The sequence below is a fragment of the Nocardia ignorata NBRC 108230 genome (assembly GCF_001612905.1).
Lineage (GTDB): Bacteria > Actinomycetota > Actinomycetes > Mycobacteriales > Mycobacteriaceae > Nocardia > Nocardia ignorata.
This window is the reverse complement of record NZ_BDBI01000025.1, coordinates 190,089-216,092: the sequence shown is the minus strand read 5'-3', so window position 1 is coordinate 216,092 and position 26,004 is coordinate 190,089. Positions and strand designations below refer to the sequence as shown.

Here is a 26,004-nt window from a genome sequence, read left to right as displayed (position 1 = left end):
GGTGTGTCGCGACAGTGTCCGAGATCGCACGAATATCAAGTGGAGTGCAACCCTCCACTTCGCTACGATCGAAGGGCACGACAACGGCGTCGACGCCTGTACCGCGATCGGAGCGATCATGACCGTCCTGGAAACACCGAAGTATCCGGTGACGAGCGTTTTCACACCCTGGTTCGCCCCGTATCCCACGACGATGCCCGCACCGCCCGCGGTCCGTCCGCGCCTCGACCGCGCGCTGCGCTATGTGCGTGACGACCGCGCCTTCCCCCAGCTCATCCGCTTCGCCCTGGTCGGCGGCGCCAGCAATATCGCCTACGTTCTGCTGTTCTTCGCGACGATCGGCACGGGCCCGCTGGTGGCCAATGTGGTCGGCTCGATCGTGAGCACCGTGATCGCCAACGAACTGCACCGTCAGCTCACCTTCCACGCCGCCGATCGCGTCGGCTGGTTCACCGCGCAGTGGGAAGGTGGTGGGCTCGCCCTGCTCGGGCTGGTCATCACGACGGCGAGCCTCGGCGCGCTCGGTGTCTGGGCCCCCGGTCTCGGCGATGTCGCGCAGGCGCTGGCCGTCCTCACCATCACCGCCGCCGTCGGCGGCCTCCGCTTCCTGGCGCTGCGCGGCTTCGTCTTCTAGCCGCGCCGCTCGGCCAGGCGGTCGAGGAGGCGCTTGTGGACGGCCGGGGGGAGCATGTCGGTGACGTCGCCGCCGTAGGCCGCTACTTCCTTCACCAGGGAGCTGGACAGGAAGCTCAGTGACGGGTTGGTGGCGATGAAGAAGGTGTCGACGCCCGCCAGTTTGTGGTTCATCTGGGCCATCTGCAGTTCGTAGCCGAAGTCGCCCGCGTCGCGCAGGCCCTTCACGATCGCCGTGACGCCCTCCTGCTTCGCGAAGTCGACGGTGAGCCCCTGCCACGATGCGACGCGGACGTTGGGCAGGTGCGCTACCGATTCGCGCAGCAGTTCCATGCGCTCCTCGACGGTGAACATGCCCTGCTTCTTGGGATTCACCATCACGGTGACGATGACCTCGTCGAATTGCGCGGCGGCGCGGGTGAACACGTCGAGGTGACCGTTGGTGACCGGGTCGAAGGAACCGGGGCACAGTGCTGCAGCAGCCATAGCTCAGACGCTAGCACCGAACTCGGCGAGCTCGATCCTGGTCTCCCCGTATTTGCGTGCCTTCAGCACCGAATACCCTGCGGGCCAGGCGATTTCGGGCGATCGGATGGAACGTTCCACTACCACGAGCGCCTCGGGGGCGAGCCAGCCGTGTTCGGCGAGGGCTCGCAGGTCGGCGGTGACGTCGTCGGTGCTCACGTCGTAAGGCGGGTCGGAGAACACCACGTCGTACGCCACGGGAGCCGGACGCGCCAGTACCGAGGAGACGCTGCCGAGCCGCAGTTCAGCACCGGGCAGGTTCAGCTCGGCGATATTGGCGCGCACCACCGCACCCGCCTTGCGATCGGCCTCGATCAACAACGCCTGGGACGCGCCGCGCGAGAGGGCTTCCAGCCCGAGCGCGCCCGATCCGGCGTACAGGTCGAGTACCCGTGCACCGTCGAGATCGAGCCGGGCATCGATCGCGCTGAACAGCGCCTCACGCACCCGGTCGGAGGTGGGCCGGGTACCGGCGGGCGGCACCGCGAGGCGCCGCCCGCCGGCCACACCGGCGATGATGCGGGTCATTCCGACTCGCGCGCGGCCAGTTCCACCAGCAGATCCCCACCTTCGACCTGCTGCACCTTGGCGGTGGCGATGCGCCGGACCACACCGGCGCGCGGCGCGGTGATGGCCGCTTCCATCTTCATGGCCTCGATGGTGCCGACGGTGTCACCGGCGTTGATGGTGTCGCCCTCGGTGACCGCGAGGGTCACCACACCGGCGAACGGTGCCGCGATGTGACCGGGGTTGTTCTTGTCGGCCTTCTCGGCGGCAGGCACCTCGGAGGCGACCGACCGGTCACGCACCGCGATCGGGCGCAGCTGCCCGTTCATGATGCACATGACCGTGCGCATGCCCTTCTCGTCCGGCTCGGAGATGGCTTCCAGACCGATGAGCAGGGTGACGCCCTTCTCGAGCTGCACCCGGTGCTCCTCGCCGCGGCGCAGACCGTAGAAGAACTGGTTCTCCGACAGACCGGTGGTGTCGCCGTACTTGTCGCGGTGGGCCAGGAACTCGGCGGTCGGGCCGGGGAACAGCAGCCGGTTGAGGGTGGCGCGCCGCTCTTCGGAAGTGCCGTCGAGCCCGGCCTGATCCGCCTGGGTGAGCGGGGTTTCCGGCTTGGGTTCGCTGCGGCCGGCCAGGGCCTTGCTGCGGAACGGTTCGGGCCAGCCACCGGCCGGTTCGCCGAGTTCGCCGCGCAGGAAACCGATCACCGAGTCCGGGATGTCGTAGCGGCCGGGGTCGGCGGCGAAGTCCTCGATGTCGACCCCGGAACCGACTAGGGCCAGGGCCAGGTCGCCGACGACCTTCGACGACGGCGTCACCTTGATGAGACGACCGAGCAGCCGGTCGGCCGCCGCGTACTTGGCCTCGACCTCCTCGAACCGGTCACCGAGGCCGAGCGCGATCGCCTGCTGACGCAGGTTCGACAGCTGGCCGCCGGGGATCTCGTGGGTGTACACGCGCCCGGTCGGCGCGGGCAGCCCCGACTCGAACGGCGCGTACACCTTGCGCAACGCCTCCCAGTACGGCTCGAGGTCGCACACGTTCTGCAGGTTCAGGCCGGTATCGCGCTCGGTGTGCGCGGCCGCGGCGACGATCGCCGACAGCGCGGGCTGCGACGTGGTACCCGCCATCGCGGCGCTCGCGCCGTCGACGGCGTCGGCACCGGCCTGCCAGGCGGCGAGGTAGGTGGCGAGCTGACCGCCGGGTGTGTCGTGGGTGTGCACGTGCACGGGCAGATCGAAGTTGCTGCGCAGCGCGGTGACCAGCTTCGCGGCCGCCGGTGCGCGCAGCAGACCGGCCATGTCCTTGATGGCCAGGACGTGGGCACCCGCGTCGACGATCTGCTCGGCCAGCTTCAGGTAGTAGTCGAGCGTGTAGAGCTGCTCGTCGGGGTTCAGCAGGTCGCCGGTGTAGGACATGGCGACCTCGGCGATCGAGGTGCCGGTCTCGCGGACCGCGTCGATGGCCGGGCGCATCTGGTCGACATTGTTGAGCGCGTCGAAGATGCGGAAGATGTCGATGCCGGTGGTGGCGGCCTCGGACACGAACGCCCGCGTCACCTGCTCCGGGTACGGCGTGTAGCCGACGGTGTTGCGGCCGCGCAGCAGCATCTGCAGACAGATGTTCGGCACCGCCTCGCGCAGCGCGGCGAGGCGCTCCCACGGATCCTCGTGCAGGAAGCGAAGCGCCACATCGTAAGTCGCGCCGCCCCACGCCTCGATCGACAGCAGCTCGGGGGTGAGCCGGGCGACGTGGCCCGCCACACCGAGCAGGCCGTTGGTGCGCACCCGGGTGGCGAGCAGCGACTGATGCGCGTCGCGGAAGGTGGTGTCGGTGACGCCGACGGCCTTCTGCTCGCGCAGGGCCTTCGCGAAACCTTCCGGTCCGAGGGCGAGCAGCCGCTGCCGCGAACCGTCCGGCGGCGGCACCGTCAGGTCGACGGCGGGCAGCTTGTCGTAGGGGTACACCGTGGTCGGGCGGTCACCGTTGGGCTTGTTGACGGTGACATCGGCCAGGTAGGTCAGGATCTTGGTGCCACGGTCGGCCGACCCGCGCGAGGTGAGCAGTTCCGGGCGCTCGTCGATGAAGGAGGTGGTCACCCGGCCCGCCTGGAAGTCGGGATCGTCGAGCACCGACAGCAGGAACGGGATATTGGTCGTCACGCCACGGATGCGGAACTCGGCCAGCGCGCGGCGGGCACGAGCGGCGGCGGCGGGCAGGTCGCGGCCGCGGCAGGTGAGCTTGACCAGCATGGAGTCGAAGTAGGCGCCGATCTCCGCGCCCAGGTTCGCGCCGCCGTCGAGACGGATACCCGCGCCGCCGGGCGTGCGGTAGGCGGTGATGCGCCCGGTGTCGGGACGGAAACCGTTGGCCGGGTCCTCGGTGGTGATGCGGCACTGCAGCGCGGCGCCGCGGATCGCCACCTTGTCCTGGCTCAGGCCCAGGTCGGCGAGGGTTTCCCCGGCCGCGATGCGCAACTGCGACTGCACCAGGTCGACATCGGTGATCTCCTCGGTCACCGTGTGCTCCACCTGGATGCGCGGGTTCATCTCGATGAACACGTGGTTGCCGCGCTCGTCGAGCAGGAACTCGACGGTGCCCGCGTTGCTGTATCCGATCTGGCGGGCGAAGGCGACGGCGTCGGCGCAGATCCGCTCGCGCAGCGCCGGGTCGAGGTTCGGGGCGGGCGCGAGCTCGATGACCTTCTGGTGGCGGCGCTGCAGCGAGCAGTCGCGCTCGAACAGGTGCATCACATTGCCGTGCTGGTCGGCCAGGATCTGCACCTCGATGTGGCGCGGGTTCACCACCGCCTGCTCGAGGAACACCGTGGGGTCGCCGAAGGCCGACTCGGCCTCGCGCGAGGCCGCCTCGATCGACTCGCGCAGCTGCTCCGGCGCGGCGACCCGGCGCATACCGCGCCCGCCACCACCGGCCACGGCCTTGACGAAGATCGGGTACTCGAGCTGCTCCGATGCGGCGAGCAGCTCGTCGATGTCGGCACTCGGTTCACTCGACTTCAGCACCGGCAGACCGGCGGCCCGGGCGGCCTCGATGGCAGTCGCCTTGTTGCCCGCCATTTCCAGGACCTGCGCCGACGGGCCGATGAAGGTGATGCCCTCGCGTGCGCAGGCCGCGGCGAGGTCGGGGTTCTCCGACAGGAATCCGTAGCCGGGGTAGATGGCGTCGGCGCCCGCGCTCTTGGCCGCGTCGATGATCGCCTCGATCGAGAGGTACGCCCGGACCGGGTGCCCCTCCTCGCCGATCTGATACGACTCGGCCGCCTTCAGCCGGTGGACAGAGTTGCGGTCCTCGTGCGGGAAGACCGCGACCGTTCCGATGCCGAGTTCGTAGGCCGCGCGGAAGGCACGGATAGCGATCTCGCCGCGATTGGCGACCAAGACTTTCGAGAACATTGGACCACGGTACCCGGCCGCATCGACCCGTCCGGCACGCAAGGTGGGTTCGCAGCATTCTTCACCGCCGCCCCCGCCCACCTGCGAACCGGCGGTTACGCGGCCGTCACATCTCACCACCGCGCGCCGGCTTCGGTGCGATCGGCGCCGATGATCGCTTCGCATGTTACGCACGAGTAATCCACGGCAGAATCCCTTGCGGGACTGCACTTCTCCTAGGGCATTCCACACTTTCAGCGAACATTGCGAACCGGCGGCGCTAGGATCCTGGCGTGCGGAAGATGTACGCGGGGGCCAGACTTCGACGGCTACGCGAAGAACGACGGATGACCCAGGCCGCGCTGGCCAAATCGCTCGATCTCTCGCCGAGTTACCTCAACCAGCTCGAGCGCGATCAGCGTCCGCTCACCATTCCCGTTCTGCTGAAACTGAATTCCACCTTCGACCTGGACGTGCAGTTCTTCGCCGCCGATTCCGACGCGCGGCTGGTCTCGGACCTGCACGAGGTGCTGGTCGAGGCGGCGGGTGGCGGCGACACCGCACCGATCACCGAGGTGGAGGAGCTGGCCACCCGGTTGCCGGAGGTGGCGCGGATCGTCATCGCCATGCACCGGCGGCTGCGCGCGGCCACCGATCAGCTCGATCTGCTCTCCTCCCGCGTCGACACCCCGACCGGCGCACCGGGCACACCGCTGCCCTACGAGGACGTCCGGGATTTCTTCTACGACAACCGCAATCACATCGCCACCCTCGATCACGCCGCCGAGCAGCTGTTCGAGGAATCGGGACTGAGCATCGGTTCGCTGGACCGGCAGCTGGCGCGGATCGCCGAGGAACGCGCGGGCGTCACCGTGCTCGTGCGGGGCGACGGCGCCGACCCGTCCATCCCCAAACGCCACTACGACCCCGACACCCGCACGCTCACCCTGGCCCGGCGGCTGCGACCCGGGCAGCGCGCGTTCCAGATCGCGTCCACTCTCGGCCTGCTGCTCTACGGCCGCGAGATCGACAATGTGCTCGCCGAATCCCGGGCCCTGGTCGGGGAGTCGCGCACGCTGGCGCGGGTAGGGCTGGCCAACTACTTCGCCGGGGCGCTGATCCTGCCCTACGGGCGGTTCCTGCGGTCGGCCGAGGAACTGCGCTACGACGTCGACCTGCTCGGGTTGCGGTTCGAAGTCGGGTTCGAAACGGTGTGCCACCGGCTGGCGACGCTGCAACGGCAAGGTCAGCGCGGGGTGCCGTTCTTCCTGGTACGCACCGACCGTGCGGGCAACATCTCGAAACGGCAGTCCGCCACGGCTTTTCACTTCTCCCGCGTCGGCGGCAACTGCCCGCTGTGGGTCACCCACGAGGCCTTCGCCCACCCGGGGCGCATCCTCACTCAGGTCGCGGAGATGCCCGACGGGCGCCGCTATCTGTGGATCGCACGCACCACACCCACCACGGCACAGGGATACGGCACCGCGGCGAAGAACTTCGTCGTCGCGCTCGGGTGCGATATCGAGTACGCCGACCGGCTGGTGTACTCGCAGGGGATGCAGGTGGACGACCCGAATATCGCCGTGCCGATCGGGGCCGGGTGCAAGGTGTGCGAGCGGCCGGCCTGTCCACAGCGGGCGTTCCCGCAGATCGGCCGGCCGCTGGCGGTCGCCGAGCACACGGCGACCGACCTGCCGTATCCGCGTCTGCCGCGGTGAACCCTGCCGGTTCTGCCCTGCGCCGAGCCTCGGCGGCTGGTAGGCGTGCGGACGGTTTCGCGACATCGCCCGCGCCGAACGCCTGTGCGGGGGGCGCCGGGCAAACCGCGTGGTCCTCTCGAAACTCCTAAGACTTGGCGAGGTACTCGAGTCGTTCGCCGTCGACAGCGGCGTTCATCATGCCCGCCAGGCCCGGGTGCTTCTCCAAGCCCGGGTCCTCGGCGACGATCCGGCGGGCCAGATCCTGGGCGGCGGTGATGACCTCGAGGTCGTCGAGCAGGGAGAGCAGGCGCAGCGAGCGCGCGGTGCCGGACTGGGCCGAGCCGAGCACGTCGCCCTCGCGGCGCTGACGCAGGTCCAGTACCGACAGTTCGAAACCGTCGGTGGTGGCGGCGACCGCTTCCAACCGGGCCATCGCGGTGCCGCCGGGTGCGGCATCGGTGACAAGCAGGCACAGGCCGGGGTGTTTGCCGCGGCCGATGCGCCCGCGCAGCTGGTGCAGCTGGCTCACGCCGAACCGGTCGGCGTCGACGATCACCATCACGGTGGCGTTCGGCACGTCGACACCGACCTCGACCACGGTGGTGCACACCAGCACGTCGATCGCGCCGTCGTTGAACTGGCGCATCACGTGGTCTTTCTCATCGGACGGCAACCGCCCGTGCAGCAGTCCCACGCGCACACCCGCGAGCGGCCCGGTACTCAGCGTCTCGAACATGTCGACCGCGGCCTGGGTCGTGGGGCCCTCCTTCTCTTCGGCCTTCTTACCCTTGGCCGGTGGCGCGTCCGGATCCTCGCCGATGCGCGAGCACACCACATAGGCCTGCCTGCCCTGGCCGACCTCTTCCACGATGCGCTCCCATGCCCGCTCGACCCAGGCGGGATGCAGTTTGCGCGCAACGACTTTCGAGGTGATCGGGGAACGGCCCTTGGGCAACTGGGTGAGCGTGGAGGTTTCCAGATCACCGAGGGTCGTCATCGCGATCGTGCGCGGAATGGGGGTGGCGGTCATGACGAGCAAATGCGGACTCACGCCGCCTTTAGCCTTGGCGCGCAGCGCGTCTCGCTGCTCCACGCCGAAACGGTGCTGTTCGTCGACCACCACGAGACCGAGGTCGAAGAACTCGACCGCGTCTTGGATGAGGGCATGGGTGCCGATGACGATGCCCGCCTCGCCGGTCACCGCGTCGAGCAGCGCGGACTTCTTCGCCGCCGCCGACATGGAGCCGGTGAGCAACACCACCTTGGTCGAGTTCTCGGCCGCGCCGAGTTCGCCCGCGGTGCCGAGATCGCCGAGCATCGCTCGCAGCGACCGGTAGTGCTGTGCGGCAAGAACTTCCGTCGGGGCGAGCAGGGCGCACTGGCGACCGGCGTCCACCGCTTGGAGCATGGCGTGCAGGGCGACGATCGTCTTGCCCGAACCCACCTCGCCCTGTAGCAGGCGATGCATGGGGCGGGTGCGCGACATGTCGTCGGAGATCTCGTCGATCACCTGCCGCTGGCCTTCGGTGAGTTCGAAGGGCAGTCGTTCATCGAAGTCGGCGGCGATGCCGTCGGTGCGTGGCGGGCAGGCGGGCGCGGTGCGGCCCTCCACCTCGTGACGACGTTCGGCCAGCACCAACTGCAGGGCGAGTGCTTCGTCGAAACGTAAACGGTCCCTTGCCCGCTCGATATCGAGCTTGTGTTCGGGCAGGTGGATCAGGCGAAGCGCGTCCGACACCTCGAGCAGGTTGCGCTCCTCGCGCAGCTCCGCCGGGAGCGGGTCGTCGATCGGGTCGAGCTGGTCGAGGACCTGCCGGATACAGGCCAGCAGGTCCCAGCTCTGCACCTTCGCCGTCGCCGGATACACCGGGACGAACTCGCGCTCGAAGAACGAAGCGTCCACTCCCCCAGCACCTTTGGCGCTCTGGGCCAGCCCGCGCAACGCACCGCTGCCGCGCACCGACGTGAGCTGCTCCACGCCCGCCTCGGCCTTGTCGGGCAGGATCAGGTAGTCGGGGTGCGAGAGGTTCCAGCGGTCGGGACGCCACCAGTGCACGGTGCCCGACATCATCGCCCGCACACCGTCTTTCACCAGGTAACGGACCTTGTCACCGTTGAAGAAGGTGGCCTCGATCGGCCGGGTGGCGCCGGTGTCGAGCTGCACCTTCAGCAGCGAGCCGCGGCGGTTCTTCATCGGGCGCAGTTCGGTTTTCGTGATCCGGCCGATGACGGTGATGTGGGCGCCCTCTTCCGGTTCCTCCTCCGTCAGCGGCTGGCCCTGGGTGGCGTAGCGCGCCGGGTAGTGGCGCAGCAGGTCTTCGACGGTGGTCATGTCGAAGGCTTCGGCCAGGCGGTCGGCGGCCTTCACGCCGAGTACGTGATCGAGCCGGTCGCTCAGTGTTGTCATCGTCTACTCGACCCCAATCTGCACCAGATCCGCTTGCTGCCCACCGGAATACACCACCACGTCCACACCGGGGAATCCGGCGCGCACATGATCGGCGAGAATCTGCCCGAGTTCGTGCCCGGCGCCCGCGCCCATCAGCAAGGTCACCAATTCCCCGCCGAGACCGAGCATCCGGTCGAGCAGGATGCGTCCCGCGCCGACCACGTCCGGGTCGATCACCACCACATCCTCGCCGACCAGGCCCAAACCGTCACCGGGAGAGCAGGTTCCGACCATCGTCAGCGCACGCACCCGGGCCGCCCGCAGCGCACCCCAGCGGGTGGTCGCCGCTGCCTCGGACATGGCGAAGGCGTCGTCGACGGCGATCCGCCCCCGATCGTGCACCGCGAGCGCGGCGAGCCCCTGCACCATCGACGCGCTCGGCAACAACAGCACGTCGCGCGAACCGTCACGCGCGGCCACACCGACGGCGACCAGTTCCTGCGCGGGCAAAGCACCATTGGGCAGCACCAGCACCTCGCGGTGCGGCATCGCCCGGATCGTCCGCAGGAGGATGTCGGCGTCGAAGGCCTCGTCCTCGCGCAACACCACCGCGCTCGCGTCCTCGAAAAGCTGCGCCGCTTCAGCACCGGCCACGACGGCGACGATCCCTCGGTCAGCGAGCCCATCGGTGGAAAGGGTGGTTCGCCCCACCGAGTTCGCATCGACCGGAGCCGACTCCGGGTGGTCGCCGACGCCGTTGTGCGCTGTGACGGCGAAGCTTTCGACCCGGATGGCGCTCAACGTCCCGACCGCGAGCCCCGCCTCGATGGCCGCGCCCGCGTCACGGCAGTGCACATGCGCCGACCAGGTGGTATCCCCGTCGCCGACCACGACGACGGAATCGCCGAGCACCGCCAACCGCTCCCGCAGTATCCCCGCGCCGGCGTCGTCAGTGCCGGAGATCACATACATGACCTCGAAATGCGGGTCGGCGCCGCGCCCCCGGTCCTCGTCCCCGCGTAGACCGTCGCGTTCTCCGCGCACCCCGTCACGGCCACGGAACGATTCGTCCAGGTCGCCGCCCGGCCCGCCCTCAACCCCGCGCGCCTCGTCATCCCGGCGTCCCGGCACTTCCCCATCCCGGCGCCCCGCCGCCTCGTCATCCCAGTGCCCCGGCGCCTCGCCATTCCAGCGCCCCGGCGCCTCGTCGTGGTCACCGCACGTCCCGGCGTGTGCGCCGAACCCACGACCACCGAGCGACGCACCGCGATCGCGCCGGGCATCGGCCCCACCCGCATGCGCGCCGACCGACCTGGGCAGCTGCCCCCCACCACGACCGGGCTCGGAAGCGCTGATCGACTGCCTGTGCCGACGCTCCGCACCCGTTGCCGGCGTCGCGCCGCCACCTCGCTCACGGGCGTAGGTATGGCGTTCGGGAACCACACCGCACACCTCGGCGACGAGGCAGTCCAGCAGAACCAGCAGACCGCGCGCACCGGCGTCGACCACGCCCGCAGCCCGCAGCACACCGAGTTGGGCGGGCGTCTCGTTCAGCGCGCGGGCGGCACCATCGGCCGCTGCCTTCGCCACACCCTCGAGCGAGGAATCGCCGGACTCGGCAGCAGCTACCGCGGCGCGATCGAGCACCGTCAGAATCGTGCCCTCCACCGGCGCACTCAACCCCAGCCGCACCAGCACCGCCGCCCGCCGCAACGCCACCCGCAGCCGTTCCCCGGTCAACGGCCCGGACACCACCGCCTCGGCGATTCCCCGCAATACCTGCGAAAGAATGATCCCGGAATTGCCCCGCGCCCCGGCCGTGGCGCCACGGGCCAGCGCCTTCGCCACCTCCCCTGCTCGACCATCGCCCAGCGCGCCGCCGCACGAGTCGGTCGCATAACGCGTCTGCCCCAGCTCGGGCCGCACGTGCGACCACTTCTGCACACCGCCGTCGGTCTCGGCGGCAGCGAGGGCGGCCCGCATCGTGGCCAGGAGGTTGGTTCCGGTGTCGGAATCGGCGATGGGGAAGACGTTGAGGGCGTCGATCTCGGATCGGCGGGACTCGAGGCCCGCGCAGCAGGACTCGGCCCACGACAGCAGCGCGGCGCCGTCGAGCGCCTCGGGCACCTGCGTCACCGTCACCTCGTTCCCCGTCGGCCGTGCTCGCCCGCCGAGCATCGCAGCCAGGTTAGCGCCAGCGACCGACAGCAGTACCCTGACCACGGACGCACCCCGTGTCCGCGCCGTCGAGCAGGACACCCGGTTTGGAAGTTCCCGCCCGGGCCCGCTACGCTTGCAGGGTTGCCTCGTGCGGCCTCGACAGGTCTGCGCTGGCCGATGCAAGTCGGCAAGGCATTTGACGACATCAGTTTCCGGTTCAGCGGCACACGTGCGCGCTGACCGCTTATGACATGAAGGAGCTCGCGACATGGCTGCCGTTTGCGACGTCTGCGCCAAGGGCCCCGGTTTCGGGAAGTCGGTCTCGCACTCGCACCGGCGCACCAACCGTCGCTGGAACCCGAACATCCAGACCGTGCGTGCGCAGGTTGCCCCTGGCAACACCCGCCGGATGAACGTGTGCACCTCCTGCCTGAAGGCGGGCAAGGTCGTCCGCGGCTGATTTCCGGCCCGTACATTCTGCCGACAGTGCCCCGGCACCCTTCATGGGTTGTCCGGGGTTTTGTCGTCGAACGGGTGATTCGTGGTTGAGTGGCGGATCGTCCCGGCGGGCGCCACGCACATCACCGCGCTCGCGGCCTGCCACATCGCCAGCTGGCGGGAGGCCTACGACTCGCTGGTCCCCGCCCGCCTGCTCGCCGCGTTCGATCTCGACAGTTCGGCGATCACCTGGGAACGCCGCCGCACCGACGACCGCTATCGGCTGCTCGTCGCCTGTCACGGCGACGACCTGATCGGCTTCGCCGCCGCGTCACGACAGCCGACCGGCAGCGAGCTGGAAGCACTGTACGTGCGCGCCGCCTGGCACGGCACCGGCGTCGCCGACGACCTGCTCGCGGCCACCGTTCCCGATGCGCCCTGCACGCTGTGGGTGCTCGGCGACTATCCGCGCGCGCACGCCTTCTACCGCAGGCACGGTTTCGCCGATACGGGTTTGCGCCGCACCGACCCGTTCACGCTGCTGCCCGAACAACAGTGGCGGCGCGCCCCTCGCTAATGTGACGGGCATGAGTAGCGAACCGGTCGTCGTCGACGGCGTACTGCACCTGACCATCGCCACCGCGGCCGCGGGCACCTCCCTCGATTTCGACCTGATCAACGCGGGCACCGCCGCCCTGCGTTCGCTCGGCGACGAGGTGGGCGCGATCCTGATCACCGGTGCGGGTGCCAACTTCTGCGCGGGCGGCAATGTCCGCCACTTCGCCGGTGCCGACGACCGGGGCGCCTTCCTGCACGAGCTGGCCACCCAGCTGCACGATTTCGTGCGCGCGCTGACCGCCGCACCCGTCCCGGTCGTCGCGGCGGTGCACGGCTGGGCGGCCGGTGCGGGCATGAGCCTGGTGTGCGCGGCCGACATCGCCATCGGCGGCCCGTCGACGCAGATGCGTCCCGCCTACCCCGGCATCGGCTTCACCCCAGACGGCGGGATGTCGTGGTCGCTGCCGCGCATCGTCGGCGCCGCCCGGGCCCGCGAGATCCTGTTGACCGACGCCGTGATCGGCGCCGAGCAGGCCGAACGACTCGGACTGCTCAGCCGGATCGTCCCCGACGAGGAGATCCGCACCGAGGCCCTGCGCGTGGCCACCGGCTTCACCACCGGCCCCCGCGCCGCCTACACGGCCATGAAAAAGCTGCTGGCCCAGTCGCCGACGGCAACATTGGACCAGCAGCTCGACGCGGAACGCGACAGCATCGCCGCCGCCGCGAACAGCAGCACCGGGCGCGAAGGCGTCGACGCCTTCGTCGCCAAGCGCAAGCCGGACTATCGCGGAGTCAATTGACTCAGCACGCAGCGCCGAGGGCGCTGAACGTGTTCTGCAGGAGGCAGGTGATCTTGGCGTTGACGCCGGAGGAGATGGTCGAGGTGCCGGTGGAGGTCCATTCCTCGCCGACGGGGCTGGTCGCGACCGGGGTCGCTTGCTCGTTGTAGGGCTCGAGCTGCAGGCCCGAGGCCGAGGCCGAGCCCGCGCCCGCGGTGATGGCGGCGGCGACGGCGGCGGTCGCCAGTGCGGCGCGAACGGTTGTGGTGTGCATCCGGTTGTGCTCCTTCATCATTTTCTTCTCGTGCGGGCGGCACCCCGGGTCAGGGCAACCGCCAGTCGACAGGATCGGCGCCGAGTTCGTCGAGCAGTTCGTTGACCCGGGAGAAGGGTCGCGACCCGAAGAACCCGCGCGAGGCGGACAGCGGCGAGGGGTGTGCCGATTCGATGTAGGGGACCTCGGCGGCGACCAGGGTCGGCTTCAGCGAGCCCGCGTCCCGGCCCCACAGCACGGCGACGAGCGGTTCGTCACGGTCGACGAGCGCGCGAATCGCCTGCTCGGTCACCGCTTCCCAGCCCTTGCCACGATGTGAGGCCGGGGTGCCGGGCGTGACGGTGAGCACCCGGTTCAGCAGCAGCACACCCTGATCCGACCACGGGCTCAGGTCGCCGCACTTGGGCGTATCGAAGCCGAGGTCCTTGGTGTACTCGGCGAAGATGTTGGACAGGCTGCGCGGGATCGGCGAAACATCCGGCGCGACAGAGAAACTCAGTCCCATCGCGTGGCCGGGCGTCGGGTAGGGGTCCTGGCCGACGATCAGCACGCGCACCGCGTCGAACGGGCGCCGGAACGCGCGGAGCACGTTCTCCCCGGCGGGTAGATATCCGCGTCCGGCGGCGTTCTCCGCGCGCAGGAACTCACCCATCTCGCTGATGCGGTCGGCAACCGGTTCCAGGGCCCGGGCCCAGCCCGGGTCGATGATCTCCGACAGTGGTTTGGCACCCATGACCGCACAACCTATCGTTCGCCGGGCTCGGCCGTGGCGCCTGCCCCACGGAACGATTCCCACCCGGTGGCACCGGCGGGCCGCGCGCCGTCGACGGTGACGCCGCTGCCTGCGGTAACGACGCCGATGGGCCGCCAGCCCGGCGGCAGCGCGGTCGCGGGCGACCACGTGCCGACGAACGCGTGGTCCTCTCCCCCGGCCAGAATCCATTGCCCCGCATCGGCTTCGAGCCGGGCGGCGACGGCGTCGAGTTCGGGGTCGGTGAGAGCGGCGGCGTGCACGTCGATCGCGACGCCGGAGGCGGCGGCGAGGTGGCCGAGGTCGGCGAGCAGCCCGTCGGAGACATCGGTGAGGGCGTTGGGGATATGGACGCCGAACACGTCGATCACCTCGGCGTAGGGCGGCTGCGGAACCCGGTGTGCCGCAAGCGCGTGCGCGAAGGCCGGATCGGAAACATCCGCCCCGCCGGACAATACGGCCAGACCCGCGGCCGACCAGCCGAGTTCGCCTGCGACAGCGACGATATCGCCCTCGACCGCACCGGAGCGGGTGAGCGCACCCTGCCCACCGAGGTCACCGAACGCGGTCACCGAGATCACCAACTGCTCGCTGTGCACCAGGTCGCCGCCCGCGATGGAACCGCCGGCCCGCACGGCCTCGAGCCACATGCCGTCGGCGATGCCCTCGACGACCCGTACCGGAGTGTCGCCGGGACAACCGAGCGCGACCACGAAGCCGGTGGGACGCGCGCCCATCGCCACCACGTCGGCGGCGTTCTGGGCGATCGCCTTGCGCCCGATATCGGCGGGCGTCGACCAGTCGAGCCGGAAGTGCCTGCCCTCCACGAGCATGTCGGTACTCACCACGAACCGGCCGTCGGGCGCGGCGAGCAGCGCGGCGTCGTCGCCAGGGCCGAGCAGCACGTGCGCGGCCTGCTCGCGACCGGCGTTGATCCGGTCGATCAAGGCGAATTCACCCAGCTCACGCACCGTCTGCGAACGGCTGTCCTCGCTGATGACCGACTCCTTCCCGCTGTGCTCCCGACCGACGAAATCGCCACGACGGTACCCTTTCGGAGGCGATCGGGCACCACTGACGGTGCGCGGCGCAGGCGACGAGGAAAGGACCACGCGGCTATGGCGGAATCGTCGGACCCGACAGCGGACGATCGCGACGAGGCGACCGGGCCCGAGGACACTGCCGAACCGTCAGCCCTCCGCAAAGCCGCTCCAGAAGCGGAATCGGCCGACGACGAGAGCCCTGACGCCGAGAGCGCCGACGACACACCGACCGCCGACAGCCAGTACTCCCCCGCGCTGATCGCCACCGCTGTCGCCCTGCCCATCGTGCTGATCGTGGGCGTGCTCGTGGCCGCCTTCCTGATCCTGCGCGCCCCCGTCGAACGCGAACCGCTCGCGCTGGGACCGGTCCCCGCCCCCGCCGCCGACGGCCCCGCCTGCGCGGCCCTGCTGCCGGCGCTGCCCGCCGACCTTGGCGACTACACCAAATCCACCCTCGCCGAACCGGCACCGCCCGCAACCCGCGGCTGGCAACTGCCCGAGGGCGGGGAGCCGATCGTGCTGCGCTGCGGCCTGGACCGGCCGCTCGAATTCAACCGGGCCTCACCGCTGCAAGAGGTCGACGGGGTGAAGTGGTTCCAGGTTCGCGACGAGACGGCCAAGACGGGCACGTGGTTCGCCGTCGATCGCGAAACCTACATCGCCCTGACGGTCCCCGACGGGTCGGGCACAGCCGCGGTGCAAACGGTCTCCGACACGATCACCGCGACCCTCCCCGCCCAACCGATCAACCCTGGCGAGCTGTGATTTTGGCGGCTGGCGCCGCGGGATTTTCGGCCCGGAAGGCCTCGAATCCGAGGTTGTTTCGCCGCCGGGTCAGCGCAGGCCGGTGCCTCGGGCTACGGCGGTTTCGATGAGGGTGGAGACCAAGGTCGGGTAGTCGATGCCGGTTGCTTCCCACATGCGGGGGTATTGGGAGATGGGGGTGAAGCCGGGCATGGTGTTGATCTCGTTGATGACCGGGCCGTCGGCGGTGAGGAAGAAGTCGACTCGGGCCAGGCCCTGGCAGTCCAGGGCGCGGAAGGCACGCACCGACAGGGCGCGGATCTCGTCGGCGACGGCGTCGTCGAGCTTGGCGGGCACGTCGAATTCGCACACGTCGTCGAGGTATTTGGTGGCGAAGTCGTAGAACTCGGGGGCGGCGGCGTCGGCGTCGGGCATGCGGATCTCGGAGACGACGCTGCCGCGCACGTCGCCGTCGGCGAATTCGAGGACACCGCATTCGACTTCACGCCCGACGATGCCCGCCTCGACGATCACCTTGGGATCGTGGGCGCGGGCGGTGGCGACGGCGTCGTCGAGGGCCGACCAGTCGGTGATCTTGGTGATGCCGATGGACGACCCGCCGCGCGCGGGTTTCACGAAGGCGGGCAGGCCGATGCGGTCGCGTTCCTCGGCGGTCATGGTCTGGGTGCCGGGACGTAACACCACCTGGACACCGACCGGAAGCGATTCGGCGGCCAGCAGTTTCTTGGTGAATTCCTTGTCCATCCCGGCCGCGCTGGCCAGCACCCCGGCGCCCACATAGGGCACCCCGGCCAGCTCGAGCATGCCCTGCAGGGTGCCGTCCTCGCCGAACGGGCCGTGCAGGATGGGGAAGACCACATCGACGGTGCCGAGCGTGGCGGTCGGATCGTCCAGGGCGACGAGCGCGCCGGAACGGCCGGGGTCGGCGGCCAGGGTGAGCGCGGTGCCCGCGGCATCGACGGCGGGCAGTTCGCCGTGGCTGAGCGTGAGTTCACCGATCCCCTCGGCAAGCACCCAGCTGCCGGTGGTGGTGATCCCGATGGGCACCACCTCGTAGCGCCGCGGATCGAGGTTGCGCAGGACGCTGCTCGCCGAAACACACGAGACGGCGTGCTCGCTGCTGCGCCCGCCGAACACCACAGCTACCCTGATCCGTTCCGTCATGAACGTCACCGTAGTAGGTTCGCGCCGCCGCGGCGGCATCGGCCTTATTCGGGTTTCATGCGCCTGCCGAGCAGGCTGCCGACGGCCTCGTTCACCGAAAGTCCCTCGTGGCACACCTTGTGCACCGCGTCGGTCAACGGCATCTCCACCTGGTGCTCGGCCGCGAGCGCCCGCACCGATGTGCACGACTTCACACCCTCGGCGACCTGACCGTTGGTCGCCTCCTGCGCGGCCTGCATCGACCCACCCTGTCCGAGCACATACCCGAAGGACCGGTTGCGCGACAGCGGCGAGGTACAGGTGGCGACGAGGTCACCCACGCCGGCGAGCCCGGCCAGCGTCACCGGTTGCGCACCGAGCGCCACCCCGAGCCGCATCACCTCGGCCAGCCCGCGGGTGATGAGACTGGCCACGGAGTTGTCGCCGAGGCCCATGCCCGAGGCGATACCGCAGGCCAGGGCGATGACGTTCTTACACGCGCCGCCGATCTCGCAGCCCACCACATCGGTATTGGTGTAGGGCCGGAAATAGCCCGTGGCACAGGCATGTTGCGCCTGCTGTGCGCGTTCGGTGTCGGTGCAGGCGATCACGGTGGCCGCGGGCTGGCGTTCGACGATCTCGTGGGCGAGATTGGGCCCCGACAGCACCGCGATGCGGCCCTGTTCGGCGCCGGTCACCTCCGCGATCACCTGGCTCATCCGCAGCAGCGTCCCGGTCTCGATGCCCTTGGCCAGGCTCATCAGCGTGGCATCGGCGCCGATAGCGTCCTTCCAGTGGCCGAGATTGGCCCGCAGGGACTGCGACGGCACCGCGAGCACGACCAGATCCGCGCCGTCGAGCGCGATCCGGTGATCGTGGGTGGCCCGCACGGGCGGCAGCTGCACGCCCGGCAGGTAGAACGGATTCTGATGCTCGGTGTCGAGCGCGCGAGCCACCTCTTCGCGCCTGGCCCAGATCGTCACCTCGGTACCCGCCTCGGCCAACACCTTCGCGAATGCCGTACCCCACGACCCAGCACCCATAACCGCAGCCCTCGTCATCAGCCCAATATGCCATGCAAGGATCGAGACCATGCACACCGTGCACGCCGTGATGGCGGTCAAGCACCGAGACCGGGCCAAGAGCCGGTTGTCGGCCGTGCTCAGCGCCGACCAGCGCGCCCGGCTGGTGCTCGCCATGTTCGCCGACACCGTCGAGGCGGCCGCCGCCGTGCCCGCGATCGGTTCGCTGACCGTCGTCACCCCCGACTCCGTCGTCGCAGCCCGCGCACGCGAACTCGGCGCGCACGTCCTGGCCGAGCCGCCCGCCGACCGCGACCCCCTCAACACCGCCCTCACCGCCGCGGCCGACGACGTGCGCCACCGCAGTGGCCCGGTCCGCCTGCTCGCCCTGCAGGCCGACCTGCCCGCCCTGCGCACCGCCGAACTCACCGACTTCCTCGCCGTCGCGCCCGCCACCCGCGCGGTGGTGATCGATCACACGGGGACCGGCACTTCGGCATTGCTGGCCGGTACCGCACCGGATGCGCTGGCACCACGTTTCGGCCCCGATTCGGCCCACGCCCACCGCGAATACGGCGCCGTCGTCGTGCCCGGCCACTGGCCGGGCCTGCGCTGTGACGTCGACACACCCGAGGATCTGGACGCCGTGCGCGCGCTCGGCGTCGGCGTCCACACCGCCGACGCGCTGCGGGAGTTCGGAATCACCACCCACCGAAGCGATCCCGTCCGCACGGTGTGCTAGCCGGTCGCCGCACCAGGAGTTCACCCGATGTCATGCTGCGGACCACGCGGTCCGTAGGGGATGATCGACAGCGTGAGCGACACGGAAACCATCAAGTCCCTGCCCCCGATTTCCCCGCCACCTGCGGCCGCCATCGCCTCGGGCGCCGACGGCAGTTCGCAGCGATTGCCACGCGATCGCTACCTCAACCGGGAATTGAGCTGGCTGGACTTCAATGCCCGGGTGCTCGCCCTCGCCGAGGATGCCTCCCTGCCGTTGCTGGAGCGCGCGAAGTTCCTCGCGATCTTCGCCTCCAACCTCGACGAGTTCTACATGGTCCGGGTCGCCGGGCTCAAACGCCGCGCCGAGACCGGGCTCTCGGTGCGTTCCGCCGACGGCCGCTCACCGTCCGAACAGCTCGAGATGATCACCGCCCGCGCACAGGAACTCGCCGAGCGGCACGCGAAGGTCTTCATCGATTCGGTGAACCCGGCGCTGGCAGGGGCCGGCATCGACATCATCGGCTGGTCGGGCCTCGACGAAGCCGAACGGCAACGCCTTTCGAGCTACTTCACCGATCAGGTCTTCCCGGTCCTCACACCGCTGGCCGTCGACCCGGCCCACCCCTTCCCCTACATCTCCGGCCTGAGCCTCAATCTCGCCGTGACGGTGAAGGACGCGGGCACCGGCGGCGAGCACTTCGCCCGCGTGAAGGTGCCCGACAACGTCGACCGGTTCGTCCGCGTGCGCCGCACCGGCGCGCCGTCGGCCATCGCGGCCTTCCTGCCGATGGAAGAACTCATCGCCGCCCACCTCGATCTGCTGTTCCCCGGCCTGACCGTGGTGGAGACCCACTCGTTCCGGATCACCCGCAACGCCGATTTCGAGGTCGACGAGGACCGCGACGAGGACCTGCTGCAGGCGATGGAACGCGAACTGGCGCGTCGCCGTTTCGGCAAGCCGGTGCGGCTCGAGGTCTCCGACGACATGACCGAGCACATGCTGGAGTTGCTACTACGTGAGTTAGAGGTCGACCCCGCCGATGTGATCCAGGTGCCCGGCCTGCTCGACCTGTCGTGCCTGTGGCAGGTCTACGGCGTCGACCGGCCCGAACTCAAGGACGCGCCCTACGTACCGGCCACCCCCGCCGCGTTCGGTGAGCGCGAGACCCCGCGCAATGTCTTCAGCGCGCTGCGCGAGGGCGACGTGCTGGTGCACCACCCCTACGACTCGTTCTCCACCAGCGTGCAGCGGTTCATCGAACAGGCCGCCGCCGACCCGCAGGTGCTGGCGATCAAGCAGACCCTGTACCGCACCTCCGGTGACTCTCCCATCATCAACGCCCTCATCGAGGCCGCCGAGGCGGGCAAGCAGGTGGTGGCCCTGGTGGAGATCAAGGCACGTTTCGACGAGCAGGCCAACATCAAATGGGCGCGGGCGCTGGAACAGGCGGGCGTGCACGTGGTCTACGGCCTCGTCGGCCTCAAGACCCACTGCAAGACGTGCCTGGTGGTGCGCCGCGAGGGTTCGACCATCCGCCGCTACTGCCACATCGGCACCGGCAACTACAACCCCAAGACCGCGCGCCTGTACGAGGACGTCGGATTGTTCACCGCGGCACCGGAGATCGGCGCCGACCTGACGGACCTGTTCAACTCGCTCACCGGGTACTCCCGCAAGGAGGACTACCGGAACCTGATGGTCGCCCCGCTCGGTGTCCGGGCGGGCATCATCGAGCGGATCGACCGTGAGATCGAGCTGGCACGTGAGGGTTTCGACGCCCGCATCCGGCTCAAGGCCAACGCGATCGTCGACGAGCAGATCATCGACGCCCTCTACCGCGCCTCCCAGGCAGGCGTGCCGGTGCAGATCGTGGTGCGCGGCATCTGCGGCCTGCGCGCGGGCGTGCCGGGCCTCAGCGAGAACATCGAGGTGCGCTCCATTCTCGGTCGCTTCCTCGAGCACTCGCGGGTGCTGCAGTTCCAGGCACAGGAACAGACCTGGATCGGCAGCGCCGATATGATGCACCGCAATCTCGACCGCCGGGTCGAGGTGATGGTGCAGGTGAAGGATCCGCGCCTGACCGAGCAGCTCGGTGTGGTCTTCGATTCCGCGCTCGACCCCATGACGCGCTGCTGGGTGCTGCTGCCCGACGGTTCCTGGCAGGCGAGCCCCACCGACGCCGACGCCAACCAGGTGCGCGATCACCAGGAATTCCTCATGCGGTTGCGTCGTCCCGAACAGCCGTGAGCAAGCACGCACAGGAGAAGCCCGAACCGATGCGCGACCCGCGGGTCCGGCCCAATATTCATGCCGCGGGAGCGGTTCTGTGGCGCGCGGGCGCCACCGGACCGGAGATCGCGGTGATCCACCGGCCGAAATATGGCGACTGGTCACTGCCCAAGGGCAAGCTCGATCCCGGCGAAAGCCCGGTGGTCGCGGCCGTGCGGGAGGTCGGCGAGGAGACCGGCCTACCGTGCACGCTCGGGCGATATCTCGGCCGGGTCACCTATCCCATCCCGGGGCACCGGCAGCTCAAGCGGGTGGACTACTGGGCCGCCGAGGCGGCCGAGGGCGAGTTCACCGAGAACTCCGAAGTCGACCAGCTGCGCTGGATTCCGCTCGACGACGTGATGGACGAGCTGTCGTACCCGATGGACCGCCAGATCGTGCGCGTCTTCGCCCGTCACCCACCGAAAACGGCCACCGTGCTGCTCGTCCGCCACGCCAAGGCGGGCAAGCGCTCCGAGTTCGACGGTCCGGACGATCAGCGCCCACTCGAGCCCGCCGGGCTGCGGCAGGCCGAGGCACTCGTCCCGAATCTCCTGGCGTTCGGAGCATCCCGGATCTATTCGGCCGATCCCCTGCGCTGTATCCAAACCGTTACCCCGTTGGCAGAGCATCTGAACGCCGAAATCAATTGCGAGCCAATGTTTTCCGAGCAAGGTTACGATTCAGCGAAAGATGCGGCGCGGCAACGATTTCTGTCGTTGGTAACAGATCGGGGTGTACCGGTGGTCTGCAGTCAGGGCGGCGTGATTCCCGATCTGACACAGTGGCTGGCTCAGCGCGACGGACTCACCCTGCCGCCCGCGCGTAATCGCAAGGGCAGCGTCTGGGCTTTGTCGTTCATCGGGGACCGATTAGTCGCGGCGAACCATATGGATCGTGCCTTGTCTACGGGAATCGTCACCGGCTGAACAAAAGTTACCCCGCACAGCCGAAACGGCCCCGGAAATTCCGGGGCCGTTCTCGGTCCAGTGGTGGGTGATGCGGCTTTACGTGCACATTCCCCGACCTGATCCCGCTGCGGCAGGATCAACGAGCACGACGGGTGGCTGTCTTCTTCGCAGCAGTCTTCTTAGCAGGAGCCTTCTTAGCAGCGGTGGTCTTCTTGGCCGCCGTGGCCTTGGTGGCGGTGGCCTTGGCGGCGGTGGCCTTGGTGGCAGTCTTCTTGGCCGGGGCCTTCTTTGCCGCCGTGGTCTTCTTGGCGGCGGTGGCCTTGGCCGCCGTCGTCTTCTTGGCGGCAGGAGCCTTGGTCGCGGCCTTGCGGGCCGTGGTCTTGGCCGGACCCTTCGACGGCGTGGCCTTCTTGGCCGCGGTCTTCTTCGCCGCGGTCTTCTTGGCTGCCGCCTTCTTCGCCGCCACGGGCGCATTCACGCCACGCTTCACGGCAGGGCCGGACGCGGCCAGCTTCTGCTTACCCGCGATCACCGCTTTGAACTGAGCGCCCGGACGGAAGGCAGGCACCGAAGTCGCCTTCACCTTCACGGTTTCACCGGTACGCGGGTTACGGGCAACCCTGGGAGCACGCTTGCGCTGTTCGAACACACCGAATCCGGTGATGGTGACGCTTTGACCTTTGTGCACGGCACGGACGATGGTGTCGACCACGTTCTCGACAGCCGCAGTAGCCGTGCGCCTGTCCGTACCCAACTTTTCGGTCAGAACGTCGATCAGTTCCGCCTTGTTCATTGAATCCTCCGCAGACTAATGGCCCGTCGTCGGACCGACTAGGTACCACGGTAAACCCAGTTTGAGCAAGAGTCTATGTGCCACGCCAAAATTCATGTGGTTTAGCACACGTCCAGCTACCGCTCCCGGGGAAGCGCCCCTAAGCGCCCCAGCCGATTACGCCGGTGAAATAGGCTCCGGCAGCGTCACGGGTTTCCATGACGGCCTTCCCTTTTCGAACTCGGTGATCGCGTCGCCTTGCCGCAGCGTGAGGCCGATGTCGTCCAAACCCTCCAGCAGACGCCAGCGGGTGTAGTCGTCAATATCGAACGGCAACACGATGGTTCCCGCCGTGACGGTGCGCGCCGACAGGTCGACAACCAATTCGAGGCCGGGTTGTTCCTCGATGAGCTTCCAGAGCATTTCGACATCGTTCTGTGACATCTGCGCGGCCAGCAGACCACCCTTGCCCGCATTCCCACGGAAGATGTCGGCGAAACGCGAGGAGATCACCACTCGAAAGCCGTAGTCCGACAGCGCCCACACCGCGTGCTCACGCGAGGAACCGGTGCCGAAATCCGGCCCGGCCACCAGAACGCTGCCGCTGCGGTACGGCTCGGTGTTGAGAATGAAGTCCGGATCGGTACGCCAACCGGCGAACAGACCGTCCTCGAAACCGGTACGAGTCACGCGCTTCAGGTAAACGGCGGGGATGATCTGATCGGTGTCGACATTGGACCGGCGCAGCGGTACCCCGATGCCTTTGTGAACAGTGAAGGCTTCCATAACGATTCTCCTTCGATCGTGGTGGTTCGGGGCCGCTCAGGCCAGATCGGCGGGCGAGGACAGGGTGCCGCGCACCGCCGTGGCGGCGGCGACCAGCGGCGAGACCAGGTGGGTACGCCCGCCCTTGCCCTGTCGGCCTTCGAAATTGCGGTTGGAGGTGGAGGCGCAGCGCTGACCCGGTTCCAGCTGATCCGGATTCATCCCGAGGCACATCGAACAGCCCGCCTGGCGCCATTCCGCACCGGCCGCGGTGAAAATCTCGCCGAGTCCTTCTTTTTCCGCCTGGGCGCGCACCCGCATCGAGCCGGGTACGACCAGCATTCGCACACCGTCGGCGACGCGGCGGCCCTTCAAAACATCGGCGACGGCACGCAGATCCTCGATCCGGCCATTGGTGCAGGAACCAACGAAAACGGTATCCACGCTCACCTCGCGCAGCGGCATTCCCGGCGTCAGGTCCATGTAGCGCAAGGCCTTCTCGGCGGCCTCGCGTTCGGACTCGTCGGCGATCTGGGCCGGGTCGGGCACGTTCGCACCGAGCGGCAGGCCCTGACCGGGGTTGGTACCCCAGGTGACGAACGGGGTCAGCTTGGTGGCATCGATGTGGACTTCGGCGTCGAAAACCGCGTCGTCGTCGGTCTTCAGCGCCTCCCAGGCGGCCACGGCGGCATCCCAGTCGGCGCCCTGGGGCGCGTGCGGACGGCCCTTCAGGAATTCGTAGGTCACTTCGTCGGGGGCGATCATGCCCGCGCGGGCGCCCGCCTCGATCGACATGTTGCAGATCGTCATCCGCGCTTCCATCGACAGCTTGCGAATGGCCTCGCCGCGATATTCGAGCACATACCCCTGGCCGCCGCCGGTGCCGATTTCGGCGATCACGGCCAGGATCAGGTCCTTACTCGTGACGCCGGGCGCCAATTCGCCGTCGACGGTGATGGCCATCGTCTTGAACGGGCGAAGCGACAGCGTCTGGGTGGCCAGCACGTGCTCCACCTCGCTGGTGCCGATGCCCATGGCCAGCGCGCCGAACGCGCCGTGGGTGGAGGTGTGGCTGTCGCCGCACACCACGGTCATGCCGGGCTGGGTCAGACCCAGCTGCGGACCGACCACGTGCACGATGCCCTGTTCGACATCGCCCATCGGGTGCAGGCGCACGCCGAATTCGGCGCAGTTGCGGCGCAGCGTCTCCACCTGGATGCGCGAGATCGGATCGGCGATCGGCTTGTCGATGTCGGCCGTGGGGACGTTGTGGTCCTCGGTGGCGATGGTGAGGTCGGGCCGGCGGACCGGCCGTCCGGCCGCGCGGAGCCCGTCGAAGGCCTGCGGGCTGGTCACCTCGTGCACGAGGTGCAGATCGATGTAGATCAGGTCGGGTTCGCGGGAAGTACCGTCACCGTCGCCGGGGACGACGACGTGCTGTTCCCACACCTTCTCGGCCAGTGTGCGGGCGCGCTCGGCCATTGCTTGATCACCTTTCGACGGGCATACTTGGTATCTCAACATATGAGAAGTTAGTATCGTTCTATGAGACAGCATAGCGGTATCGGTGTTCTCGACAAAGCCGTGGCGGTGCTCTACGCCGTCGCCGACGAACCTTGCGGTCTCAACGACCTGTGCACCCGAACCGGCCTGCCACGTGCCACCGCGCACCGCCTGGCGGTCGGGCTGGAGACGCATCGGCTGCTGGCGCGCGACGCCAACGGGCTGTGGCGGCCGGGTCCCGCGCTCAGCGAGTTGTCGGCGGGGGCCGCCGATCCACTGGTCGAGGCGGCGGGAGCCATTCTGCCCCGGCTGCGCGAGATCACCGGCGAGAGCGTCCAGCTGTACTGCCGCGACGGCAACGCGCGCGTGTGTGTGGCCGCGCTGGAGCCGCCCGTCGGCCTGCGCGACACAGTGCCTGTCGGTTCGCGACTACCGCTCACCGCGGGCTCGGCGGCCAAGGTGTTGCTGGCGTGGGCCGACCCGGAGCTACAGCGCACTGTCCTGGCCGACGCCGTGTTCGGCGAGCGGGCGCTGGCCGAGGTCCGCAGGCGGGGGTGGGCGCAGAGCGCGGCAGAACGCGCACAGGGCGTGGCGAGCGTCTCGGCCCCGGTGCGTGACGCCTCGGGCGTGCTGGTGGCGGCGGTGTCGGTGTCGGGTCCGATCGACCGGATGGGCCGCAGGCCGGGCGCGCGCTGGGCGGCCGATCTGGTGGCGGCGGCGGAGGCGCTGCACAAACGATTGTGAAACGAAGAAGGCCCCCGGTCGGATTCGACCGGGGGCCTTTCTTGGTAGCCCCGACGGGATTCGAACCCGCGCTACCGCCTTGAGAGGGCGGCGTCCTAGGCCGCTAGACGACGGGGCCAGGACGATTTCACCGAAGTGAAACCTTGCTGGGGTACCAGGACTCGAACCTAGAATGGCTGAACCAGAATCAGCTGTGTTGCCAATTACACCATACCCCAAGGATGGAAACGCT

23 protein-coding genes and 2 tRNA genes are annotated in these 26,004 nt (G+C 68.9%); 10 read left to right on the top strand and 15 right to left on the bottom strand.

Features of this window, described 5'->3' with window-relative positions; all coding sequences use genetic code 11:
* Positions 1–118: 118 nt before the first annotated feature.
* The gene (locus NI2_RS21535; protein WP_084476595.1) at positions 119–634 is read left to right on the top strand and encodes a GtrA family protein; all 516 of its coding nucleotides are present in this window, start codon (positions 119–121) and stop codon (positions 632–634) included.
* Here the strand turns inward: NI2_RS21535 and coaD are convergent.
* From coaD to NI2_RS21520, 3 genes are read right to left on the bottom strand one after another with little or no spacing between them, the layout of a single operon-like run.
* Complete coding sequence (gene coaD / locus NI2_RS21530; protein WP_067493370.1) at positions 631–1,119, bottom strand: pantetheine-phosphate adenylyltransferase; 489 nt, start codon at positions 1,117–1,119, stop codon at positions 631–633. The genes NI2_RS21535 and coaD overlap by 4 nt on opposite strands.
* 3 nt (positions 1,120–1,122) lie before the next feature.
* Positions 1,123–1,686, bottom strand: coding sequence for a 16S rRNA (guanine(966)-N(2))-methyltransferase RsmD (rsmD, locus tag NI2_RS21525; RefSeq protein ID WP_067493368.1), 564 nt, complete (start codon positions 1,684–1,686; stop codon positions 1,123–1,125).
* Positions 1,683–5,081: a pyruvate carboxylase gene (locus NI2_RS21520; protein WP_067493366.1), complete on the bottom strand. Its 3,399-nt coding sequence runs from the start codon at positions 5,079–5,081 to the stop codon at positions 1,683–1,685. The genes rsmD and NI2_RS21520 overlap by 4 nt, the downstream gene beginning before the upstream one ends.
* Positions 5,082–5,353: 272 nt before the next feature.
* Here NI2_RS21520 and NI2_RS21515 point away from each other — a divergent pair, with 272 nt between their 5' ends.
* On the top strand, positions 5,354–6,778 hold the full coding sequence (locus NI2_RS21515; protein WP_084476583.1) for a short-chain fatty acyl-CoA regulator family protein: 1,425 nt from the start codon (positions 5,354–5,356) through the stop codon (positions 6,776–6,778).
* A gap of 127 nt (positions 6,779–6,905) precedes the next feature.
* Here NI2_RS21515 and recG read toward each other — a convergent pair whose 3' ends face one another.
* Positions 6,906–9,167, bottom strand: coding sequence for an ATP-dependent DNA helicase RecG (gene recG / locus NI2_RS21510; RefSeq protein WP_067493361.1), 2,262 nt, complete (start codon positions 9,165–9,167; stop codon positions 6,906–6,908).
* 3 nt (positions 9,168–9,170) lie between these two features.
* Positions 9,171–11,327 (bottom strand): DAK2 domain-containing protein, encoded by a 2,157-nt coding sequence (locus tag NI2_RS21505; protein WP_067493359.1) that lies wholly within the window; start codon positions 11,325–11,327, stop codon positions 9,171–9,173.
* A 250-nt stretch (positions 11,328–11,577) separates the two neighbouring features.
* Between NI2_RS21505 and rpmB the strand changes: the two genes are divergently transcribed.
* The 3 genes from rpmB to NI2_RS21490 all read left to right on the top strand — a co-directional run bounded on the left by rpmB (position 11,578) and on the right by NI2_RS21490 (position 13,108).
* The gene (gene rpmB, locus NI2_RS21500) at positions 11,578–11,769 is read left to right on the top strand and encodes a 50S ribosomal protein L28 (RefSeq protein ID WP_011210730.1); all 192 of its coding nucleotides are present in this window, start codon (positions 11,578–11,580) and stop codon (positions 11,767–11,769) included.
* Between the two features lie 81 nt (positions 11,770–11,850).
* The gene (locus NI2_RS21495) at positions 11,851–12,324 is read left to right on the top strand and encodes a GNAT family N-acetyltransferase (RefSeq protein WP_067493357.1); all 474 of its coding nucleotides are present in this window, start codon (positions 11,851–11,853) and stop codon (positions 12,322–12,324) included.
* A gap of 10 nt (positions 12,325–12,334) precedes the next feature.
* Complete coding sequence (locus tag NI2_RS21490) at positions 12,335–13,108, top strand: enoyl-CoA hydratase/isomerase family protein (RefSeq protein WP_084476594.1); 774 nt, start codon at positions 12,335–12,337, stop codon at positions 13,106–13,108.
* Between the two features lies 1 nt (position 13,109).
* Here the strand turns inward: NI2_RS21490 and NI2_RS21485 are convergent, their stop codons facing one another.
* The 3 genes from NI2_RS21485 to NI2_RS21475 are packed head-to-tail and all read right to left on the bottom strand — an operon-like array spanning position 13,110 to position 15,083.
* Positions 13,110–13,361 (bottom strand): hypothetical protein, encoded by a 252-nt coding sequence (locus tag NI2_RS21485; RefSeq protein WP_067493480.1) that lies wholly within the window; start codon positions 13,359–13,361, stop codon positions 13,110–13,112.
* A gap of 49 nt (positions 13,362–13,410) precedes the next feature.
* Entirely contained in the window at positions 13,411–14,094 is a 684-nt protein-coding gene (locus NI2_RS21480; protein ID WP_067493352.1) for a uracil-DNA glycosylase, read from the bottom strand.
* An 11-nt stretch (positions 14,095–14,105) separates the two neighbouring features.
* The gene (locus tag NI2_RS21475; RefSeq protein ID WP_243749707.1) at positions 14,106–15,083 is read right to left on the bottom strand and encodes a thiamine-phosphate kinase; all 978 of its coding nucleotides are present in this window, start codon (positions 15,081–15,083) and stop codon (positions 14,106–14,108) included.
* Positions 15,084–15,230: 147 nt separating this feature from the next.
* Between NI2_RS21475 and NI2_RS21470 the strand changes: the two genes are divergently transcribed.
* Positions 15,231–15,920, top strand: a complete 690-nt coding sequence (locus NI2_RS21470; RefSeq protein ID WP_067493350.1) for a DUF3515 domain-containing protein — start codon at positions 15,231–15,233, stop codon at positions 15,918–15,920.
* A 69-nt stretch (positions 15,921–15,989) separates the two neighbouring features.
* Here the strand turns inward: NI2_RS21470 and NI2_RS21465 are convergent, their stop codons facing one another.
* Positions 15,990–17,084 carry a D-alanine--D-alanine ligase family protein gene (locus tag NI2_RS21465; protein ID WP_067493476.1) on the bottom strand — a complete coding sequence of 365 codons (1,095 nt, stop codon included), beginning with the start codon at positions 17,082–17,084 and terminating at the stop codon, positions 15,990–15,992.
* 44 nt (positions 17,085–17,128) lie between these two features.
* A complete protein-coding gene (locus tag NI2_RS21460; RefSeq protein WP_067493348.1) occupies positions 17,129–18,124 on the bottom strand; it encodes an NAD(P)H-dependent glycerol-3-phosphate dehydrogenase in 996 nt (331 codons plus the stop codon).
* Between the two features lie 31 nt (positions 18,125–18,155).
* Here NI2_RS21460 and cofC point away from each other — a divergent pair, with 31 nt between their 5' ends.
* From cofC to NI2_RS21445, 3 genes are read left to right on the top strand one after another with little or no spacing between them, the layout of a single operon-like run.
* Positions 18,156–18,827 (top strand): 2-phospho-L-lactate guanylyltransferase, encoded by a 672-nt coding sequence (cofC, locus tag NI2_RS21455; RefSeq protein ID WP_067493346.1) that lies wholly within the window; start codon positions 18,156–18,158, stop codon positions 18,825–18,827.
* 60 nt (positions 18,828–18,887) lie between these two features.
* Positions 18,888–21,056 carry an RNA degradosome polyphosphate kinase gene (locus tag NI2_RS21450; RefSeq protein ID WP_067493343.1) on the top strand — a complete coding sequence of 723 codons (2,169 nt, stop codon included), beginning with the start codon at positions 18,888–18,890 and terminating at the stop codon, positions 21,054–21,056.
* 29 nt (positions 21,057–21,085) lie between these two features.
* Positions 21,086–22,006: an NUDIX hydrolase gene (locus NI2_RS21445; RefSeq protein ID WP_067493474.1), complete on the top strand. Its 921-nt coding sequence runs from the start codon at positions 21,086–21,088 to the stop codon at positions 22,004–22,006.
* 118 nt (positions 22,007–22,124) lie between these two features.
* Here the strand turns inward: NI2_RS21445 and NI2_RS21440 are convergent, their stop codons facing one another.
* From NI2_RS21440 to leuC, 3 genes are all read right to left on the bottom strand, one after another.
* Positions 22,125–22,781, bottom strand: coding sequence for an HU family DNA-binding protein (locus tag NI2_RS21440; protein ID WP_067493341.1), 657 nt, complete (start codon positions 22,779–22,781; stop codon positions 22,125–22,127).
* Positions 22,782–22,937: 156 nt separating this feature from the next.
* On the bottom strand, positions 22,938–23,546 hold the full coding sequence (leuD, locus tag NI2_RS21435) for a 3-isopropylmalate dehydratase small subunit (RefSeq protein WP_067493338.1): 609 nt from the start codon (positions 23,544–23,546) through the stop codon (positions 22,938–22,940).
* Between the two features lie 36 nt (positions 23,547–23,582).
* Positions 23,583–25,007 (bottom strand): 3-isopropylmalate dehydratase large subunit, encoded by a 1,425-nt coding sequence (leuC, locus tag NI2_RS21430; protein ID WP_067493336.1) that lies wholly within the window; start codon positions 25,005–25,007, stop codon positions 23,583–23,585.
* Between the two features lie 63 nt (positions 25,008–25,070).
* Here leuC and NI2_RS21425 point away from each other — a divergent pair, with 63 nt between their 5' ends.
* Entirely contained in the window at positions 25,071–25,772 is a 702-nt protein-coding gene (locus tag NI2_RS21425) for an IclR family transcriptional regulator (RefSeq protein ID WP_067493334.1), read from the top strand.
* 42 nt (positions 25,773–25,814) lie between these two features.
* Here NI2_RS21425 and NI2_RS21420 read toward each other — a convergent pair.
* A tRNA-Glu gene (locus tag NI2_RS21420) sits at positions 25,815–25,890 on the bottom strand.
* 28 nt (positions 25,891–25,918) lie between these two features.
* Positions 25,919–25,990, bottom strand: a tRNA-Gln gene (locus NI2_RS21415).
* Positions 25,991–26,004: the final 14 nt, after the last annotated feature.

What these genes read in the sequence shown, in the direction of transcription:
- NI2_RS21535 (WP_084476595.1), top strand. Translation starts at nt 119, where the DNA reads ATGACCGTCCTGGAAACACCGAAGTATCCGGTGACGAGCGTTTTCACA.
- coaD (WP_067493370.1), bottom strand. Translation starts at nt 1,119, where the DNA reads ATGGCTGCTGCAGCACTGTGCCCCGGTTCCTTCGACCCGGTCACCAAC.
- rsmD (WP_067493368.1), bottom strand. Translation starts at nt 1,686, where the DNA reads ATGACCCGCATCATCGCCGGTGTGGCCGGCGGGCGGCGCCTCGCGGTG.
- NI2_RS21520 (WP_067493366.1), bottom strand. Translation starts at nt 5,081, where the DNA reads ATGTTCTCGAAAGTCTTGGTCGCCAATCGCGGCGAGATCGCTATCCGT.
- recG (WP_067493361.1), bottom strand. Translation starts at nt 9,167, where the DNA reads ATGACAACACTGAGCGACCGGCTCGATCACGTACTCGGCGTGAAGGCC.
- NI2_RS21505 (WP_067493359.1), bottom strand. Translation starts at nt 11,327, where the DNA reads ATGCTCGGCGGGCGAGCACGGCCGACGGGGAACGAGGTGACGGTGACG.
- rpmB (WP_011210730.1), top strand. Translation starts at nt 11,578, where the DNA reads ATGGCTGCCGTTTGCGACGTCTGCGCCAAGGGCCCCGGTTTCGGGAAG.
- NI2_RS21490 (WP_084476594.1), top strand. Translation starts at nt 12,335, where the DNA reads ATGAGTAGCGAACCGGTCGTCGTCGACGGCGTACTGCACCTGACCATC.
- NI2_RS21485 (WP_067493480.1), bottom strand. Translation starts at nt 13,361, where the DNA reads ATGCACACCACAACCGTTCGCGCCGCACTGGCGACCGCCGCCGTCGCC.
- NI2_RS21480 (WP_067493352.1), bottom strand. Translation starts at nt 14,094, where the DNA reads ATGGGTGCCAAACCACTGTCGGAGATCATCGACCCGGGCTGGGCCCGG.
- NI2_RS21470 (WP_067493350.1), top strand. Translation starts at nt 15,231, where the DNA reads ATGGCGGAATCGTCGGACCCGACAGCGGACGATCGCGACGAGGCGACC.
- NI2_RS21465 (WP_067493476.1), bottom strand. Translation starts at nt 17,084, where the DNA reads ATGACGGAACGGATCAGGGTAGCTGTGGTGTTCGGCGGGCGCAGCAGC.
- NI2_RS21460 (WP_067493348.1), bottom strand. Translation starts at nt 18,124, where the DNA reads ATGACGAGGGCTGCGGTTATGGGTGCTGGGTCGTGGGGTACGGCATTC.
- cofC (WP_067493346.1), top strand. Translation starts at nt 18,156, where the DNA reads ATGCACACCGTGCACGCCGTGATGGCGGTCAAGCACCGAGACCGGGCC.
- NI2_RS21450 (WP_067493343.1), top strand. Translation starts at nt 18,888, where the DNA reads ATGATCGACAGCGTGAGCGACACGGAAACCATCAAGTCCCTGCCCCCG.
- NI2_RS21445 (WP_067493474.1), top strand. Translation starts at nt 21,086, where the DNA reads ATGCGCGACCCGCGGGTCCGGCCCAATATTCATGCCGCGGGAGCGGTT.
- NI2_RS21440 (WP_067493341.1), bottom strand. Translation starts at nt 22,781, where the DNA reads ATGAACAAGGCGGAACTGATCGACGTTCTGACCGAAAAGTTGGGTACG.
- leuD (WP_067493338.1), bottom strand. Translation starts at nt 23,546, where the DNA reads ATGGAAGCCTTCACTGTTCACAAAGGCATCGGGGTACCGCTGCGCCGG.
- leuC (WP_067493336.1), bottom strand. Translation starts at nt 25,007, where the DNA reads ATGGCCGAGCGCGCCCGCACACTGGCCGAGAAGGTGTGGGAACAGCAC.
- NI2_RS21425 (WP_067493334.1), top strand. Translation starts at nt 25,071, where the DNA reads ATGAGACAGCATAGCGGTATCGGTGTTCTCGACAAAGCCGTGGCGGTG.